Consider the following 17,724-nt stretch of genomic DNA (forward strand, 5'->3'; position numbering starts at 1 on the left):
GCGACGTCCACACATCTCGTGGAACCCTGCCGGAGGCACCCACAGGGACCCGAGAGCCATGCTGAGAGATTTCACCCAGACGGCCCTGCTGCTTATCACCGGCCTGTTTCCCATCATCAACCCTATTGGCTCGGCCTTCATCGTGCTGAGCATGGTGCCCTCGGCTACATCCGCGGAGCGAGCCGATCTCGCCTGGCGCGTTACGACGAACAGCTTCGTCATTCTGCTGGTGTCGCTGTTGATGGGCGCTTATGTGCTGACCTTCTTCGGTATCTCCATACCAGTGCTGCGTGTGTCGGGCGGGCTGGTCATCGCCGTGGCGGGCTGGAATCTGTTGCAGAAACCGGACGACGATGAAGCCAGCGACAAAGCGCGAGAAATTCAGGCCACCCGCCCAGCGGGATCGCTCGAATCCAAGGCGTTCTATCCGCTGACGCTACCGCTGATGGTCGGCCCAGGTTCCATTGCCGTTGCCATCGCCCTGGGCAGCAGCACACCGCGGGCGGGCTTATCCGCTGTGCACTTCGCGGGGGTCGGCGTTGCCCTGGTGGCACTGTGCGCCAGCATTTACATCTGCATGCGCTTTGCCAACACGCTGGAACGCTTGCTGGGTACGGTGCGTACCAAAATTGTGATGCGCCTGTTCGCCCTCGTCACCTTCTGTATCGGCATGCAACTTCTTTGGCTGGGCCTGGCTGAATTGCTTGGCTCCGTGCAGTGGAAGTAGGCCATGCGTAGCACTCGAAGCGCGGGCCAGGTGAGTGGCCCGCGTTCCGCTGCAATCGCCAGCCCCTTGCAGCCGCGAATGAATGACATCCAGCGGCAGCCCCAGGTCACGCTGTGCCCTCAGTGGCCGATTTACCCCCCTTCCCCGCAACTCCCGCCCTCCCCAAGCAACGCCGTATTCCATGACAGTGACCCGTCATGCATAACGCCGCTACTGGGGAGACAAGCGACCATGCGTAAGACCCTTCTGGCCCTCGCCATACCGTTGCTGCTGGCCGCCTGCAGCCAGGAAGCGCCGCCGGCGCAGAGCAGCAACGACGTCTCGTTCGAGGCCAAGCTTCAACAGCAACTGCTCGACGCCAAACCCGGCAGCGTCATTGAGATTCCGGCCGGTCATTACCACCTGCAGCGCGGCCTGAGCCTGCGCACCGACGGCGTCACCATCAGGGGCGCCGGCAAAGACCAGACCGTGCTGTCGTTCAAGGGCCAGGTGGTCGGCCCGGAAGGTCTGCTGGTGAATGCCAATGACTTCACCATCGAAAACCTCGCACTTGAAGACACCAAGGGCGACGCGCTCAAGATCAACCAGGGCAAGAACATCACCATTCGCGGTGTCCGCGTGGAATGGACCGGCGGCCCCAAGACCACCAATGGCGCCTACGGCCTGTATCCGGTGAAGACGCAGAACGTGCTGGTGGAAGACTCCGTGGTGATCGGTGCGTCTGACGCCGGCATCTACGTGGGCCAGTCCAACAACATAGTGGTGCGCCGCAATCGCGCCGAATTCAACGTCGCCGGCATTGAGATCGAGAACTCGGTGAATGCCGACGTTTACGAGAACACCGCCACCAACAACACTGGCGGCATTCTGGTGTTCAACATGCCCAACCTCTCGCAGGCGGGCCACAGTACGCGCGTGTTCAAGAACAAGGTGTTCGCCAACAACACCGACAACTTTGCCGCCAAGGGTGCGGCGGTGGCCAGCGTGCCGCGCGGCTCGGGCGTGGTGGTGAACTCCAACGACAAGGTGGAGATTTTCGACAACGACATCGCCGACAACCAGACGGCCAACGTCATCATCTCCAGCTACTTCTCCACCAACTACTACAACACCAAGGGTGTTGCCGCGGAGTACAACCCGTATCCAAAGGGTATCTTCATCTACGACAACCGCTTCAAGGGTGGCGGCGATTCGCCGGACGGCATCAAGCTGAAGACGCTGAAAACCGCTGTATATGGTTTGAGCGGCAAGTTCCCGGACATCCTGTGGGATGGCTACGTGAACGAGAAGACGCTGGTAAACGGCCTGCCGCCGGATGGTGACCGCTTCTGCATCCAGAACGGTGATGTCGGCGTGATAAATGCCGACGGTCCGCACGATTACAAGAACCCCAGCACGGATACCAAGGCGTATCAGTGCACGCTGCCGAAGTTGGCGCCGGTGGTGTTGGATCCGGAACCGAAGGCGTGAGCCTCTAGGGTTCGATACCACGTGGCTCGCCTAGAAAGACCCGTGACTCCCTCACCGTCATCCCCGCGAAAGCGGGGATCCAGTGCCTTTAGGCGGTGACGTAAATCGAAAGTCGCTGGATCCCCGCTTTCGCGGGGATGACGGTGAGGACGATTGCGCACCTCGGGTCTTCGAAGCGTTTCGCGTAGAACAGAGAGTTTGGACAAGTTTCAGGATGTCATCGTCAATGAAGTTTCTTCTTTTCCTGCTACCGCTGCTGTTGCTACTAAGCGCCTGCCATCGCGACCTCGACCCCGTGGCCTTCCATGCCGACGGTCGCCCACCCAAGCTCAGCGACTGGCACGTGGTGGAAGTGCGCGACGGCAAGTTGGTGCTCAACCAAGGCGTGGTGCCGTACGACCTCAACACGCCGCTGTTCACCGACTATGCGCACAAGCTGCGCACGGTCTGGATGCCCAAGGGTGTGGCGGCCAAGTACGACCCCACCGACACGTTCGACTTCCCGGTCGGCACGGTCATCAGCAAAACTTTCTATTACCCTCGTGCCGCGAGCGGCAAGTTCACGGATGTGGAGCGCACCTACGACAGCTCTCACGACTTCGCCGGCGAAGGGCTGGACCTGGCCAATGTGCATCTGGTTGAGACGCGCATCCTCGTTCGTCGTGAATCGGGCTGGGCAGCCATTCCTTACGTATGGAAGGACGACCAGAGCGACGCGCTGCTCGCACGCACCGGCGCGGTGATTCCGCTCACGCTGGTATCGGACAACGATGCCCGCGAAGACTTCAACTACGTCGTGCCCGATGAAAGCCAGTGCGCCAGCTGCCACGCGCAAGATTGGGTGTCGCGCAAGGTGCACCCCATCGGCCCGAAGGCGCGGCATCTCAATCGCAATTACCACTACGCAGCAGGCGAGGAAAACCAGCTCGCGCACCTGATGAAGATGGGCTACCTCACCGGCGCACCCGCACCTGCAGAAGCTCCGCGCAATGCCAACTGGGCGGACGAGCATGCCTCGCTTGACGCTCGTGCCCGCGCCTATCTCGATATCAATTGCGGCCACTGCCACAACCCGAACGGTGCGGCCAACACCACCGGCCTCACGCTGGATGTAAGCGTGCCGGAGGACCGCCATCTCGGTATCTGCAAACCGCCTGTAGCAGCAGGTCGCGGCACAGGTGATCATCTGTTCGACATCGTGCCGGGCCAGCCGGCTGACTCCATCCTGCCGTACCGGATGAACTCGGCCGACCCGGGCGAAATGATGCCGGAATTGGGACGAAGTACCGTGCACCGCGAAGGCGTGGCACTGATCAAGGCATGGATAGCCGCGCAGTCGGGGGGCTGCGTTGCCATTCACTAAGCAAGCAACAAGCCGCGATTGGAAGATCGCGGCCTTTTTCATTTTGAGGGGAGACACTGGTGATGAAGATCCGTCCGCTATCCGCTTGCCTGCGCCGCGCCCTGCTCGGCAGCACGGTATGTTTGCTTGTCGGCCTGCCAAACGTTGCCGCCGCGGCCGATCCCGCGCCGCAGGACACTGGCACGACCGCCAACACCACCACTCAGGCGGATGCTGACAAGGCCAAGCTGCTCGGCAACGTCACGGTGACCGCGCAGAGCCGCAGCCAGGAAGTGCAATCAGTGCCGATTCCGCTGCAGATCGTCACGGCCAGGCAGATCAACACGCTGGCGGCTACCGACCTGAGCAAGATGGATATCTTCGTGCCGGGCCTGGTCATCGACGCCAGCCAGCCCACGCAGCCCACCTACGAGCTGCGCGGCATCAGCACCAGCAACTTCGGCATCGGCACCGAGTCGGCCGTGGGTGTGTACGTCAACGGCGTCTATGCCGCGCGTTCGGGTGGCTCGCTGCTGGCGTTCAACGATATTGCCCGCGTCGAAGTGCTCAAAGGCCCGCAAGGCACCTTGTTCGGCCGCAACGCGGCGGCAGGTGCCATCTCCATTGTCACCAACGAACCTACCGACAAGTTCGAAGGCAATGCGCGCGTGCGCATCGGCAACGATGGTCGCAAGTACGCTGATGCGCTGGTCAATATTCCGCTCAATCAGGACATGGCGTTGCGCCTGAGCGTGCTGGACAACCAGAGCGACGGCTGGATCAGGGACGCGGCCACCGGCAAGCGCTACGGAGAAGACAACGACTGGGGAACGCGCGCCGTGTTCCGTTGGAACGTCACGGACAACACCCGCGTGCTGCTGTCCTGGGACCACGAGAAGCTCAATCAGCCACCGGCGCCCGCCATCGGGCTGATTCCGCTGTCCAACGACACCAACGAACGGCCACCCTTCCCGCCCAATCCGGCGACGTATCTCAACCCGCTGCACGCGCCGCTGTACAACGATGCGATTGGCGCGAAGGAAACCCGCCGCTTCGATGGCGTCACGCTGTCCGTCGACCATTCCTTCTCGTGGGGTAGCCTGGTCTCCACCACGGCCTGGCGCGGCTTCGACACCTTCAACCTGGGTGACTACGACGGCACCAACCACATCGTCACCTATCTCGATACCGCCAACATCGAGCACAACAACAGCTGGTATCAGGAGTTCAAGCTCTCGGGCAACAACGACCTGATGGACTGGGTGGCCGGCGTCAGCTACTACCAGGAGCAGGCACGCCAGACCAGCCAGACCAACATCAACACCAGCAGCCTCGATACGCTGGCGCAGAATGTTATGGGCGTGGGCACACCGCTCGCAGACATCAGCAGTGCACTGCAGTCGTTCGGGTTGCCGGTGAGCCTGCTGGGCGATCCGTGGCACGAAGCCATCAGCAACGACGGCAACTTCAAGTCGTATGCCGCCTTTGGCGACGTGATCTGGCATATCACCGACCGCTTCGATGTCACCACCGGCCTGCGCTACACACGCGACCAGAAAGATTTCAGCTGGTACAACATGCCGCGCAGCGCCCCGCAGTTCGATGCCACCATTGCCGGCCTCAATGGCCTTGGCGTGATTCAGATGCTGCCGCCGGACGCGCAGGCCGCGCTGGCGGCGTTCGGCAACAACGTGATCTTCACCAACGCGGTCGGCCAGCAGGTATTTGCCAGCAACACCTGGAACAACTGGAGCCCGCGCGTGGTCGGCAGCTTCAAGTTCACGCCGGACGTGATGGGCTACGTCTCCGTTACCAAGGGCTACAAGGCCGGCGGTTACAACAGCGTGCAGATCGGTTCGCGCTTCCAGCCGGAAAAGGTGACCAACTACGAGGGTGGCATCAAGGCGATGTTCCCCGAGCAGAACCTGTTGCTCAACGGTTCGGCGTACTACTACCGCTACAACAACATGCAGTCGTTGGCGCTCGACCCGAACAGCACCGGCTCGGGCGTGCCGATCTACATCGTCAACAGCAGCGATCAGGAAGCCAAGGGCCTGGAGCTGGAAGCGCAGTGGCAGCCGATCGAAAGTTTCCGCGCCAATTTCATGGGCGCCTACATCGACTCCACCTATCGCAAGGCCGTTGCGCCTGATGGCACCGACCTCACCGGCCAACCCACCGGTGCACCCTACTTCTCCGGCGCCCTTTCGCTGACCTACACTCTGCATGACGTGGCCAACGGCGACCTGGAGTTCGACCTGGCGCAGGCCTATCGCGGCAAGACGCGCTGCAATGACGATTCCCAGTTCCAAGGCAGCTGCAACGTTAGCCCGAACTTCCAGATCGGCAGCAGCCAGCAGCGCACGGATGCCCGTGTGGACTGGCACGCGCCGGGCGATCGCTGGGGTGTGGCACTGTATGGCAACAATATCTTCAACAAACGATACGTGACGGGCGTAAATAACATCAGTGCAACGGTGTTCGGCACGCCATTCGCCTCTATCACACCGCCCCGCATGTGGGGCCTCGAACTACGCGCGAAGTTCTGACCATGAAAGAGCCAAGCCCCTCGCTGCATGCCACGCTGCTTCGCCTGCGTGAAGCGCAGGCACGCGACCCCATGCCCACCTGGGAGGTCCGTGCCACGCGTCTTCGAGCCCTGGAGAAGATGCTCAACGAGCAGCGCGGGGCTTTTGCCGAAGCCATCGATACGGACTTCGGCTGTCGGCCGGTGGAGGAAACGGAACTGCTGGAGTTGTATCCCAGCCTTTCCAACCTGCGCCACTCGCTGAAGCGCGGCCGCCGCTGGATGCGTCCACGCGGCGGCCTGGCCAACATGGTGTTTTTGCCGGCACGCACCGCACTCATGCCGCAGCCGCGCGGCGTGGTGGGCATCATCGTGCCGTGGAACTACCCCATCTTCCTGTCGGTCGGCCCGTTGATCGACGCGCTGACCGCGGGCAACCGCGTGATGCTGAAGCTGAGCGAGTTCACGCCGCGTTTCTCGGCGCTGTTTGCCGAGCAGGTGTCTCGTTACTTCGGCGCTGACGAAGTGGTGGTGGTGACTGGCGACGCCGAAGTGGCGCAGGCCTTCTCCGCGTTGCCCTTCGACCACCTGCTATTCACCGGCTCCACCGCTGTCGGCTATCACGTGATGCGTGCAGCAGCCGCCAACCTCACGCCAGTCACGCTGGAACTGGGTGGCAAATCACCCGCCATCATTGGCCCCGGCGCGCGCTTCGACAACGCGGTCGAACGCATTATGTTCGGCAAGCTGGTCAATGCCGGGCAGACCTGCATTGCGCCGGACTATGTGCTGGTGCCGCGCGCGCGTATGGGTGAGTTCATCAGTGCCGCCAAGGCGACAGCCCAGAAGCTCTATCCGAATCTTGGCGCGCAACAGCAATACGCCTCCATCGTGTCCGAACGCCATTACCAGCGTCTGGCGAAGTTGCGCGATGACGCCGTGGTTGCTGGTGCGCGCATCCAGCCGCTGAGCGATGCACAGGATCTGCCCGCCAAGCGTCTGCTGGCACCCGTGATACTGACCGACGTTAACGACCACATGCCGGTGATGCAGGAAGAAATCTTTGGACCGCTGCTGCCGGTGATGCCATACGACTCGCTGGACGATGCCATCAGCTATGTCGCGAGCCGCCCGCAACCGCTCGCGTTGTATCTGTTTGAAGAGAGCCGCGCGATCACCGAGCAGGTGCTGTCACGCACGCATGCAGGTGGCGTCACCCTCAACGATACGCTGTACCACATAGCGCAGCACGGCCTGCCGTTTGGTGGCGTTGGCCCGTCGGGCATCGGTGGCTATCACGGTGAAGCCGGCTTCCGTACCTTCTCGCACATGAAGCCGGTGTTTCGTCAGTCGCGCTTCAATGGTGCCGGCATGCTCAATCCGCCGTATGGAGAGCGCTTCAGGAAGATGCTGAAGCTGTTGATGCGGCTGGGCTGAAACCTTGCGTTTTTTTGTTGTAGGAGCGCACTGGTGCGCGACAACCGCATGGCGCCGTAACGGCGCAACGCAGTGGTCGCGCACCAGTGCGCTCCTACAGTGTGCAGGCGCCTCTTGCGCCATCACCTGATCGATCAGCCATAAAAAAACCTCCCCGCTTGCGCGGGGAGGTTTTTGTGCAACGGTTCGCTTCGCAGTGTACTGCGATCAGAACTTGTACTGGGCCGAGAAGCTCAGCAGGTTACCGTAGTCGTCCGAGGTGCCGGTGAGCACGTCGCCGGTGGAGCTGGTCGAGTTGATGCGCGCGCTGTTGACGAAGATGTGCGCGTACGAGGCATTGAGCACGAAATGCTCGCTGGCCTTGTATGCCACGCCGAACGTGAGCAGCTGACGGGTGCTGTCCGGCACGCGCGGGTCGCGGGTGTCGGTGGTGGTCGGCGTGGTGTCGAGCGCAATACCGCCGCGCAGGGTCACCTTCTCGTTGAGGTAGTAGTCGCCACCGATGGCCACGTACCAGCTGTTACGCCAGTTGAACACTTCGGTGGTGGTGGGCTGTGCCGGGTTGGCGTAGTACACGTTCAAGTTCTTGAACGAGTCCCACTTGGTCCATGCCACGTCCATACCCAGGCCGAACTTCTCTTCCTGGTGCCAGTAGCTGGCCGTGGCCGTGGCCGGCGTGGTGAACGGGGCGGTGCCCTGGGTGTGCGTGAACGGCACGCCGCCGGCACCGGCCAGCAGGCCTGCGACGGTCGGGTTGGAAAGCAGGGCCTGCACGTTGGCCGGCACCGTGAAGTTGGCCGTACCGGTGAGCGTGTGCGAGATCTTGGAACGGTAGTTGAGCGCGAACTTGTCCTGCGGGGTCACCTTCCACAGCATGCCGACCTGGTAGCCGTAGGCCCAGTCGTCGCCCTTGATGCGGGCAATGCCATCGGTGCCCGGCGGCACCACGGTGTTCACCTGCTGGGCGAACGCCTGACCGGCGGCCGGCGGGAGGGCGCCAGCGAGCACGGCCTGGTTCACCAGACCCAGGCCCACGGCGTTGTAGTTGATGGCCGAAGTCAACTCGGCCGAGGTCTTCTGCGCGATGCCGCTGACGCCCAGCGCGAAGTTGTCGCTGACGTCGTACGAGGCCGACAGGGTGAGGTCCAGCGACTGGAACTTCGACTTGATGGCGTTGTAGCGGCCGATCCACTGCTGGTCGTATTCGGTCTGGAAGCCGAACGGCACGGTGAAGGCGCCGCCGACGTGCCACTTGTCACCCAGCTGGGTGGCGAAGAACAGGGCAGGCACCGGCATGGTGGTACCGGCGTCGCCGCCGCCATTGCCGTTGATCGGACGACCCAGGGCGTCGTGTGCCGAGCCCGTGAAGGTGGTACCGAAGTTGATGGCGGTGACGTCCGCCTGGAAATAGGTGCCCTTGAGGTCGGACATGGCGGCCGGGTTATTGGCCACTACGGAAACGTCGCCACCTGCGGTCGCGGAACCAGCGTACGCGCGGCCCATGGCAGCGGCGCTGTCTTCGTGCAACTGGAATGCGCTGGCGTGCGCGCTCTGCGGCGCGACCAGCGAACCCAGGATGGCCAGGCTCAACGCGGCAAGCGTGAGCGGACGGCCGGCACGCGAAAATTGACGGAATGACATCTGCATCAGCAAGGCTCCTGCTTCTTTGTTGATCTGTTCGGGTAGTAGCAAGGGGGCTTGACGACCGCCCAATTTTCATACGTGCGTTTGACACCCCTGGCCGGCACTGTGCCGATTCGCCGCAGGGCTTGCAAGTGCGGTTGCAACAATCTTTTAAGATTAAAGGCCACTGATCCCCGCTGATAGGCGGTGGATGGGCGAAGATCGGCGCAGCTGGGCCTCCCCGTGCGCGAACTGTTACCCTTGCCAGTTGCGCCATGCCTGTGCGCCCAACCCTCCGACTGCACGCCAATGGGGTGTCGCCATGCACTGTTTTGTCTACGCCAGCCTGCGCAAGCCCGACACTTATCTGTGGCTGGGACGTCGCGACGACTTCGCCTGCCTGCCCGAGTCGCTGGCGCTGATGCTGGGTGAGCTGCGCTTTGTGCTCGAGGTGGAACTGACCGAGCAACGCAAGTTGCCACGGGATGATGCCCAGCTGGTGATGCAGCAAGTGCACGAGAAGGGCTGGTATCTGCAATTGCCACCGCAGGAAACGCTGTCGGTCGCCAATCATCCCGAGTACAAGAGCGCGCCGAAGGATCCGGATCGCGAGCACTAAGGCACTCCCAGTCATCGCCGTTAACACGGGATTACCGACTGACGTCGCCACGATTCCTATACTCCGCGCCCATGGCCTATTCAAAAACGCGTCGCCCGCCTCCGTTTCTGCAAGCCCTCGCCTGGTTCGTCCCCGGCTTGATCGCCACCGCGATCGCCCTGCTCGGTGCGCACCCGCTTGCATTGATCCCTCTGCTGATTGCCAACGCGCTGACCATGGCGGCGGTGTGCCACGCGATCGGGTTTGACCCGGAACCGCGCTTCGGCCGCACCGTGTTGCGCCGCGGCGCGGCTTATCTGGTGATGTTCACGGGCTATGTGGTGCTGGTGTTCTTGCTGGTGGCGTGGCCCATGCTCAAGCTCAACCAGTCGCCGAGCCTTGGCGCCGCGCTGCTGCTCGCCGGCGCACTGGTGATCGCGCTGGCCGCGTTGTGGCGCGTGTGGCCGGCCTTTGGCCTGGTGTATGTGTGGGATGACGCCTATCCGGCACAGAGCGATGGCTCGTGGATGTTTACCGCCACCGCGCGCAGCCTGGCGTTCGGCCGGCACCTGTCGCGCGAGGAGCGCTTTTTTACGCACTTCCTGCCCGCGGCGTTTGCGTTGCTGACGCTGGCCTTTATCGCCATTGCCCTCACCGGCCTGTATGGCGTGCTGCCCTCCGAGCTGCGCACAGCGGCGCTGGTGCTCTACGGCGTGCTGCTGATGCCGCTGGGTTGCCTGGTGATTGCCAACCGCACGCTGCGCGCACTGCTGTGCGAAAGTCGTCGCCCGCTGCGCCAGCCGTCAGCTGGTGTGGTGGAGCAACCTGCAGCAGCGCCGAGGGCGCCCAAGCCCGCGCCGCAACTCAGCGAGGAGGAGCGCACCGCAGGCACACCGGGACAGGCGCAGGCCCTGCTCGCCGCGACACGCGATGGCGATATCGAGCGCGCGCTTGCCCTGGTCGAAGCCGGCGCCGACCCGAACACCGCGCCGCCCACCGACGATCGCGACCAGCGCCCCGTGCTGATGCTGGCCGCTCTATTGCCCGACACCCGCCTGCTGCGCGCACTGATCGCCAAAGGCGCCGATGTAAATCGTGCCAGCGGCGGCCTTACCCCACTGCTGGCGGCCACCCGCGACAGCTGGCATGGCCGCGCCGAAGCGGTGATGACCCTGCTCGCCAACGGCGCCAACGCGCTGGCGACCGACAGCCACGGCAACACGCCCCTGCATGGCGCCGTACTCAGCGGTGAACCCATCGTGGCGGCCATGCTGCTCGACGCAGGCGCCACCATCAACGCGCTCAACAAGACCGGCCTGAGCCCGCTCGCGGTGGCCTGCCGCGCAGCCAACTGGCCGGTGGTGAAGTTTCTGCTCGAACGCAGCGCCAAGGCCACGCCTGCCGATGGCGAGCCGGCACTCGTGGCCGCTGCCGGCATTGCCGATGACGACGCGAGTGGCGTGAAGCTGCTGCTGAAGCACCGCGCCGCCGTCAATGCCGTGGATGCGCGCCATCGCAGCGCCCTGATGGCCGCCGCAAGCGAGGGCCACGAGCAGATTGCCCGCGCACTGCGCGGCGCCGGCGCCGACGTGAACCTCGCCGACCGTCACGGCAACACGGCGCTGATGGAAGCCGCTCGCGCCGGCGCCGTGGGCATCGTGAAGCTGCTGGCCGAAGCGCAGCCAGACGCACGCGCACGCAACAGCCACGGCCGCGATGCACTGACGCTCGCCTGTCAGTCCCCGCAGGCGCACGCCGATGTGGTTCGTGCCCTGATGGCTCTCGGGGCCGAACCCAAGGCCGTCGGCACCGATGGCCGCAGCGCGCTCGATCATGCCGCCGCGGCAGGCCGTTGGGATCTGGTGACCTTGCTCGATCCGGAAACGCCGCTGCCCGCCAGCCTGAGCATGGAAACCCTGCCCGAAGGTGCAGACACCCCGGCCCATCTGCTGGACGCCCTGCGCTTTGGCCATTGGGCCATCGTCTCCACCTTCAGCGCCCGCGTGCGCGAGTGGCCGCAGGAGCAACTGGCGCAGCTGTATCTGGATCTCGCTGGGCCGGGCCAGGGCGCCGCTCGCCGCTGGCTGCTCGATCACGCACTCGACCCCGAAGCACGCCTCCAGCCGCAGCTGGTGGACGACGCGGAAACCATCGAAGGCGTGGAAGCGCCGCTGCCGCCGTTGGGTCGCCGCCTCTTCGACGCCTTGCTGCAACAGCTGCCCGCCGCCACCGAAGCTGTGGACGATCTGCTGCACGCCTGCGCCACGCCCGCCGGTGCGGGTCTGCTCGCGCAAGCGCTGGTGCGGCTGGAAGACAGCGCACAAGGCGCCGCCCTGCCCTTGCTGATGCTGGAACGCGGCGCCGACCCGTTTGGCCCGGATGCGCGTGAACGCACGCCGGTGCACCTGGCGGCCACCTTCGGTCATCAGGTGCTGCTGGAAACCCTGCTGGCCCGTGGCTGCGACCCCAACACGCGCGACAGCAGCGGCCGCACCCCGCTGTTCGCGGCGCTGGAACATGGCGAGCGCGCGCTGCCGCTGGTGCGCGCGCTGGTCGCGCACGGCGCCGACCCGGAGGCCATCGACGCCAATGGCGAAACACCGCTAGGCCTGTCGCTGGAGCACGACGCCATTGAGCGCTGGCTCAACTGGGGCGACTGGGCACGGCCCGCGCGCCCGCTGCGCGCGCAAGATCTGCCGCACGCGGCGGCGGCCGGCTCACTGACGGCGGTGGAACGACTGCTGGAACTCGGCTTCGCCGTGGATACGCGTGACCACCAGGGCGCTACCGCGCTGCTGCATGCCTGCGGCGCAGGACAGCGCGATGTTGCCGCGATGCTGCTGGACAAGGGTGCGGATGCCTCGCTGGCCGCCACCAACGGCATGACGCCGCTGGCTGCCGCGGTGAGCGCGCGGCGCGAAGCGCTGGTCGCGTTGCTGCTGCAACACGGCGCCGGAGTGGATCAACGACTGCCCGGCGATGCCACGTCACTGATGATCGCTGCGGCGATGGGCTACCCGGAAATTGTCGAACAATTGATGGACGGCGGCGCCGATGTGAACGCGGTGGACTCACGCGGACACAGCGCCCTGCATGCCGCCGCGCAATTTGGCTTTACGCACAACGACAGCCTGCGCGCACGCCGCCTGTTCGACGCCCTGCTCAAACACAGTGCCGACGTGAGCCTGGTAGACAAGGAAGGCAAGACACCGCTTCTGCTGCTGCTGGGTGCGCATCTGCGCCCAGGCAGTGAATGCGACCCCACGCATATCGGCGCGCTGGTGCCGGTGCTGCTGGACGCCGGTGCATCACTGGCCCATGCCGACCAGCGCGGCGTCACCGCCTTGCACGCCTGTGCCATGCACGCACTGCTGGCGCCCGCACGCGTGCTGCTTGCGCGTGGCGCTGACCGCCAAGCCGCGGACGCGTTCGGTCGCACAGCAGCGGATGTGGCGCGCACGATCGGTTACATCGATATCGCACACGAGCTCGCTGCGCGCAGCGCTTCGGTGATTCCCAGCGTGCGCCAGATATTGAGGCAACCGGCGCAGCCATCGGAGTAAACCTCCGCCGTCATCGAAGAGAAACGGGGCCCAGTGCCCCGTTTTTTTGTCCGCCGCCGCTCGCACCACGGGGCGATCTGGTCGCTGTGCCTGGTTCCCAATCTGCTGATTTCAAAATGGTGGGTTCCGGCACGCGTCAAACGGGAAAGCCTGCAGCGCCAACCCTCGCGCCCTTTTCTAATTGCCGCTCGCCAATGTCATGAGCGCGGCGCGAGTCTCTTGCTCTGCCTTCGATGGCGACCAGGAAGCGATTTCGCTCAGCGAGTGGCTTTGCGCCAGAACACGCACTGTGTGCAAACCTAGCCAGTATCCCGAACGATTGGGCAGATCCGACTGAAAGGGTGTTGCTGCGCCCTCGAACCAGCGCGCGAAGGTTTGCGATGTCTGATGCTTTACCGGATCGATGGTGAGCACATCCGCATCACCCAGAAAGCGCTTTGCCACCTCGGGCAATTTCGAACCCGGCAACGCGCCGAGATCTTCCTGAAGCAGGTATTCGCCATCGGTGCGACCTGGCGACACGACGCTGCTCACGTACGTCGCCAAGCCCTCCTCAAACAGCGGCAACAACAGATGCGTGTCGGGCATCACGCCATCGTTCTTGATGCCGGAGTGCTCGGCATCCCATAGATGAAAGAGCTCGTGCGGCAGCACGATTTCCAACGAGGCCTTTTCAAGCAAGAGGGAATCGACCGCGAGTGCCAGTACCGGCTCGCCGTTGGACAGCACGCCACTCTTGGCATCAAAGAAGGGTGCAAGCACCACCACGGCATGCGGCTGACCGGATGCACCGAAGTACTGGGCAAATCGTTTTGCCTGCACGTCCAGCGCGGCGTTGATAGCCTGAACGCCGCCGGGTATCTCCCCACCCATGTTTTGATACTGAACAAAGCGCGTTTTCAGGCCCTTTTCTTTCGCCAGTTTCCAGTTGGGGTTATGGCGAACCTCCCAGACCACCGATTGGTATAGCGCCTCGCGCGGCGCTTCAATGAACTTGTCCCAGAGCACTTGCTGCTCGGCAAACGGCTTGTCCTTGGCTGCTTGCCAGAACGCGGTGAACGACTGATCGATGGGTGGCGCGCTTTCGCCGTGCGATGACTCTGCGGCGACGGGCAGGCTAATCGCAAAAACCATCACAGCCCACTTCAGTGAAGTCGGAAACGATATCGCCTTCTTCATGTCCTGTTCTCCGATCGCAAGTCCGTTGTTCCACGACACACATAGACGCATCGTGACCTTCATACCATCTGCCTGCGCGCCGCCCCTTGTACAAGCTCCTGAGGTCGACCGAGGACATGTCAGGCCCGGGATGGATGGAAAGACAAAGGCAGCTTTAGCGGCGCTTTCTCAGCGGATCGAGCAGCGACTTCAGACCGTTATGATCAATCTCAAGCGCCAACGCCAACAGCTTTCCGAGATCTCCCGCCGGGAAACCTTTGCGCGCGTACCAGGCAAGGTAGGCACCAGGCAGGTCGGCAATGAGCCGGCCCTGGTACTTGCCGTAAGGCATGGTCATGGTGACCAATCGCTGCAGATCTTCGGGCTTCACTGGTTGGACTGCCGCGAGTAATCAGCGTGACGTGTGAACTGTTGTGTCATGACTCTTGCCGTGTGTGCCCGCGGGGACCGATGTCACGTATCCACTGGGGCCAGAGGTGAACGCGACATGTTAAGCCATCCAAAGCGCCGATGCCGCATCGCGGCCTACATGGTGCCTGGGACACCCCACTTCGAGAGCCTCGAAACTGGGCGGGCGCATGCTCATCTACCCGGATTTGAAGCACATCCCGTATCAGGCGGCCCGCGGCCACCTGATACGCCCACCAGTTTCGACAGATTCATCACCTTGGTTCCGTAAAGTAGCGGGATGCCCTCGTCGTTATCCGGACATGCGAACGTGCGTACGGAGGGGATGCCATGAAGGGGATCCTGGACCGGCTCGAGGTCATTGCCCTGTGCGTGGTTCTCGCATGGCCGGTGAGCGTGCGTGCGGACGACAGCGAATACGTCAACGATTACGACAGCAACCGGATTCTTGGCCTTGGCCTGCAACGCATGCCAGCCTGGCCAGGGGCCGACAATCAACGCAATGAGCCCGTGCCCTTCGTTCATATGGAGCTGCCCTGGCACATCACCCTGTCGACCTACGACGGCGCCACCTGGGACTTCATCCACGCGGAAGGGTGGCACGGCGGTCTATACGGCAACTTTCAATGGGGACGTGACCGCTCGCAGCTTGAACCACCGCCGCTGGACGCAATGAATTCGTTTGCCCCGCGCATCAACGTGGGTGGCTACGTCGAACGCGATATCAACCGCTGGCTGAGCGTGGGTACCGATCTCAGTCACGACATTCAGGGGGCCGGTGCTTACTGGCGCGTTTATGGCATCGTCCCGCTGCCGACCATCGGGTACTTCATGCACGAAGTGGAACTGCAATGGCAGGCCATGAACGGTGGCGCGATGCGCCGCTATTTCGGCGTAACGCCCACACAGGCCCAGGCGCTGGGTGTCCACTCGTGGCAACCCAATGGCGGCTCACAACAGTTTGAACTCGAATACGGCGCCTTCATGCCCACCAGCCTGCACACGGGGTTTGCGCTGTCGATCAACTACACCCGACTGGTCGGCCAGGCGGGTGGGAGCCCACTGGTGCAGAAGTACGGATCACCGAATCAGGTCACCTACTCGCTGGCCTTCGTGTATCGGTTTCTCTGACTTGTGCGGCAGACGGGTGGAGCCAGTGCGAGAGCCTGTTTGCGTGCATTGACCAGCCCCGTTGGCCATCTGTTCCATGGATTTGTGACTTTACCCACGTCGCGCTTATTACCTGTCAGGTAGTTGGCGCGCTGAGTGCACGCGCCTATGGTTCATCCACGCCATCGATTTCCATGCGCACACTTAGTGAGGATCAGCCATGTCATCTTTCCCTGTTCATACCATCGAATCCGCGCCGTCGCCGTCCCGCCCTTCCATGGAAGCGTTGCAGGCTGCGTTCGGCATCATCCCCAACCTTATTGGCACCATGGCGACATCTCCCGTCCTGATCGAAAGCCTAGTCGGACTTTTTGGCAAAGTGCACGGCGGCAGCTTTTCAGAAGAGCAGGTCCAGGTGGTGCTGCTTACCAATGCCGTAACCAATGCCAGCCCGTGGGCAGTGGCGTTCCACACCGTACTGGCCAAAAAGGAAGGCGTTGGCGCGTCGGATGTCGACGCAATCCGTCAGCACCGGATTCCCCGCGATGCGAAGCACGCGGCACTTTCGACCTTGGCCAGGACGCTTATCGAGAAGCGCGGGCATCTGGACGATCACGATGAGTCAATTTTTCTGAAGGCAGGCTTCGACAAGCGCCATCTTCTGGAAGTGGTCGCCATTGTTGCGGCATCCACCATCACCAACTACACGGGTAACATCACTCAGCCTCCGCTGGAGGAAGCGTTCCAGGCGTCCCGCTGGCATCCCACGGCAGCCTGACCATTCGTTCGCTCGCCGCCGGCATGATCGGCGGCGAGGGCGCACGATGCGCCCAGCCGATGGTCTCGAACATGGTAAGCCGAGCGTGTTTGGAGGTACACATGGGCACCGTCCGTACAGAAAGTACACGTCCACCCAATGATCTGCGCGTTCTGTTGCGGCACTGGAGAGAGGTGCGAGGTGCTAGCCAATTGGGGCTTGCGCTCGACGCCGGCATTTCGCAGCGGCATCTGAGCTTTATCGAAAGTGGCCGCAGCGTGCCGAGCCGCCACGCATTGGAGAGCATCGTTCAATCACTGGACGTTCCCTTGCGCGAACGCAACGCGGTATTTCTGGCCGCCGGTTATGCGCCTGTCTACCCAGAGGCTGCCTGGGATGCCCAGGAAATGCAGAGTATTACGCGTGCCTTGGATCGTATGCTTCGCCAGCATGATCCCTTTCCGGCCATGGTCATGGACCGCTATTGGAACGTGCTGACCACCAATGACTCTTCTCCACGTTTCTTTGGATCATTTATCGACATGACGGCGCGCACGGGACGGAGAAACATGCTGCATCTCATCTTTGATCCTGAGGGCGTGCGGCCGTTCATGGTGGACTGGGAAACGGTGGCCAGATCCCTTATCCAGCGCGTGCATCGGGAGCTGGTGGGCGGTGTACTGGACGAACAAAGCCACGCACTCTTAGATGAATTGTTTGCTTACCCAGGGGTCGACCCTTCATGGCGGCTTCGCGGTTCCGGCGTCTCCGCACCAAACCTTCCAATGATTCCCCTTGGCTTCAAGAAGAACGGCAAAACGCTCCGATACTTCTCGATGATAACCACAGTGGGAGCGCCTCAAAGCGTTGCCGCGCAGGAAATGCGCATTGAAGCCATGTTTCCAGCGGACGAGGAAACCGAGCTGCTGCATGGAGAACTTTTATCGACCGGACAGGCAGCGTCCTGAAGACGCGAACTTGAT

At 62.9% G+C, this 17,724-nt stretch carries 13 protein-coding genes; 10 read left to right on the top strand and 3 right to left on the bottom strand.

Annotated elements, in window-relative coordinates; genetic code table 11:
* Nucleotides 1-58: 58 nt before the first annotated feature.
* From AC0GUR_RS13885 to AC0GUR_RS13905, 5 genes are all read left to right on the top strand, one after another.
* On the top strand, nucleotides 59-727 hold the full coding sequence (locus tag AC0GUR_RS13885; protein WP_472878082.1) for a MarC family protein: 669 nt from the start codon (nucleotides 59-61) through the stop codon (nucleotides 725-727).
* A 231-nt stretch (nucleotides 728-958) separates the two neighbouring features.
* Nucleotides 959-2,197, top strand: coding sequence for a parallel beta-helix domain-containing protein (locus AC0GUR_RS13890; protein ID WP_472878083.1), 1,239 nt, complete (start codon nucleotides 959-961; stop codon nucleotides 2,195-2,197).
* Nucleotides 2,198-2,423: 226 nt separating this feature from the next.
* Nucleotides 2,424-3,560, top strand: a complete 1,137-nt coding sequence (locus tag AC0GUR_RS13895; RefSeq protein WP_472878084.1) for an SO2930 family diheme c-type cytochrome — start codon at nucleotides 2,424-2,426, stop codon at nucleotides 3,558-3,560.
* A gap of 62 nt (nucleotides 3,561-3,622) precedes the next feature.
* Nucleotides 3,623-6,088 carry a TonB-dependent receptor gene (locus AC0GUR_RS13900; RefSeq protein WP_472878085.1) on the top strand — a complete coding sequence of 822 codons (2,466 nt, stop codon included), beginning with the start codon at nucleotides 3,623-3,625 and terminating at the stop codon, nucleotides 6,086-6,088.
* 2 nt (nucleotides 6,089-6,090) lie between these two features.
* Nucleotides 6,091-7,503: a coniferyl aldehyde dehydrogenase gene (locus tag AC0GUR_RS13905; RefSeq protein ID WP_472878086.1), complete on the top strand. Its 1,413-nt coding sequence runs from the start codon at nucleotides 6,091-6,093 to the stop codon at nucleotides 7,501-7,503.
* Between the two features lie 207 nt (nucleotides 7,504-7,710).
* On the opposite strand, the gene AC0GUR_RS13910 is transcribed toward AC0GUR_RS13905, so the two are convergent.
* Entirely contained in the window at nucleotides 7,711-9,150 is a 1,440-nt protein-coding gene (locus AC0GUR_RS13910; protein ID WP_472878087.1) for an OmpP1/FadL family transporter, read from the bottom strand.
* A gap of 298 nt (nucleotides 9,151-9,448) precedes the next feature.
* Here AC0GUR_RS13910 and AC0GUR_RS13915 point away from each other — a divergent pair, with 298 nt between their 5' ends.
* The gene (locus AC0GUR_RS13915; protein ID WP_472878088.1) at nucleotides 9,449-9,745 is read left to right on the top strand and encodes a YcgL domain-containing protein; all 297 of its coding nucleotides are present in this window, start codon (nucleotides 9,449-9,451) and stop codon (nucleotides 9,743-9,745) included.
* A 71-nt stretch (nucleotides 9,746-9,816) separates the two neighbouring features.
* On the top strand, nucleotides 9,817-13,287 hold the full coding sequence (locus tag AC0GUR_RS13920; RefSeq protein ID WP_472878089.1) for an ankyrin repeat domain-containing protein: 3,471 nt from the start codon (nucleotides 9,817-9,819) through the stop codon (nucleotides 13,285-13,287).
* A 177-nt stretch (nucleotides 13,288-13,464) separates the two neighbouring features.
* Here the strand turns inward: AC0GUR_RS13920 and AC0GUR_RS13925 are convergent, their stop codons facing one another.
* Nucleotides 13,465-14,466 carry a DUF2268 domain-containing putative Zn-dependent protease gene (locus AC0GUR_RS13925; RefSeq protein ID WP_472878090.1) on the bottom strand — a complete coding sequence of 334 codons (1,002 nt, stop codon included), beginning with the start codon at nucleotides 14,464-14,466 and terminating at the stop codon, nucleotides 13,465-13,467.
* 154 nt (nucleotides 14,467-14,620) lie between these two features.
* Complete coding sequence (locus AC0GUR_RS13930) at nucleotides 14,621-14,836, bottom strand: DUF3820 family protein (protein ID WP_472878091.1); 216 nt, start codon at nucleotides 14,834-14,836, stop codon at nucleotides 14,621-14,623.
* A 368-nt stretch (nucleotides 14,837-15,204) separates the two neighbouring features.
* On the opposite strand from AC0GUR_RS13930, the gene AC0GUR_RS13935 reads away from it, so the two are divergent.
* From AC0GUR_RS13935 to AC0GUR_RS13945, 3 genes are all read left to right on the top strand, one after another.
* On the top strand, nucleotides 15,205-16,005 hold the full coding sequence (locus AC0GUR_RS13935; RefSeq protein WP_472878092.1) for a MipA/OmpV family protein: 801 nt from the start codon (nucleotides 15,205-15,207) through the stop codon (nucleotides 16,003-16,005).
* A 256-nt stretch (nucleotides 16,006-16,261) separates the two neighbouring features.
* Complete coding sequence (locus AC0GUR_RS13940) at nucleotides 16,262-16,762, top strand: carboxymuconolactone decarboxylase family protein (RefSeq protein WP_472878093.1); 501 nt, start codon at nucleotides 16,262-16,264, stop codon at nucleotides 16,760-16,762.
* A gap of 101 nt (nucleotides 16,763-16,863) precedes the next feature.
* Nucleotides 16,864-17,709, top strand: coding sequence for a helix-turn-helix domain-containing protein (locus tag AC0GUR_RS13945; protein WP_472878094.1), 846 nt, complete (start codon nucleotides 16,864-16,866; stop codon nucleotides 17,707-17,709).
* Nucleotides 17,710-17,724: the final 15 nt, after the last annotated feature.

This window comes from Dyella sp. PARNA 12/25 (genome assembly GCF_055702865.1).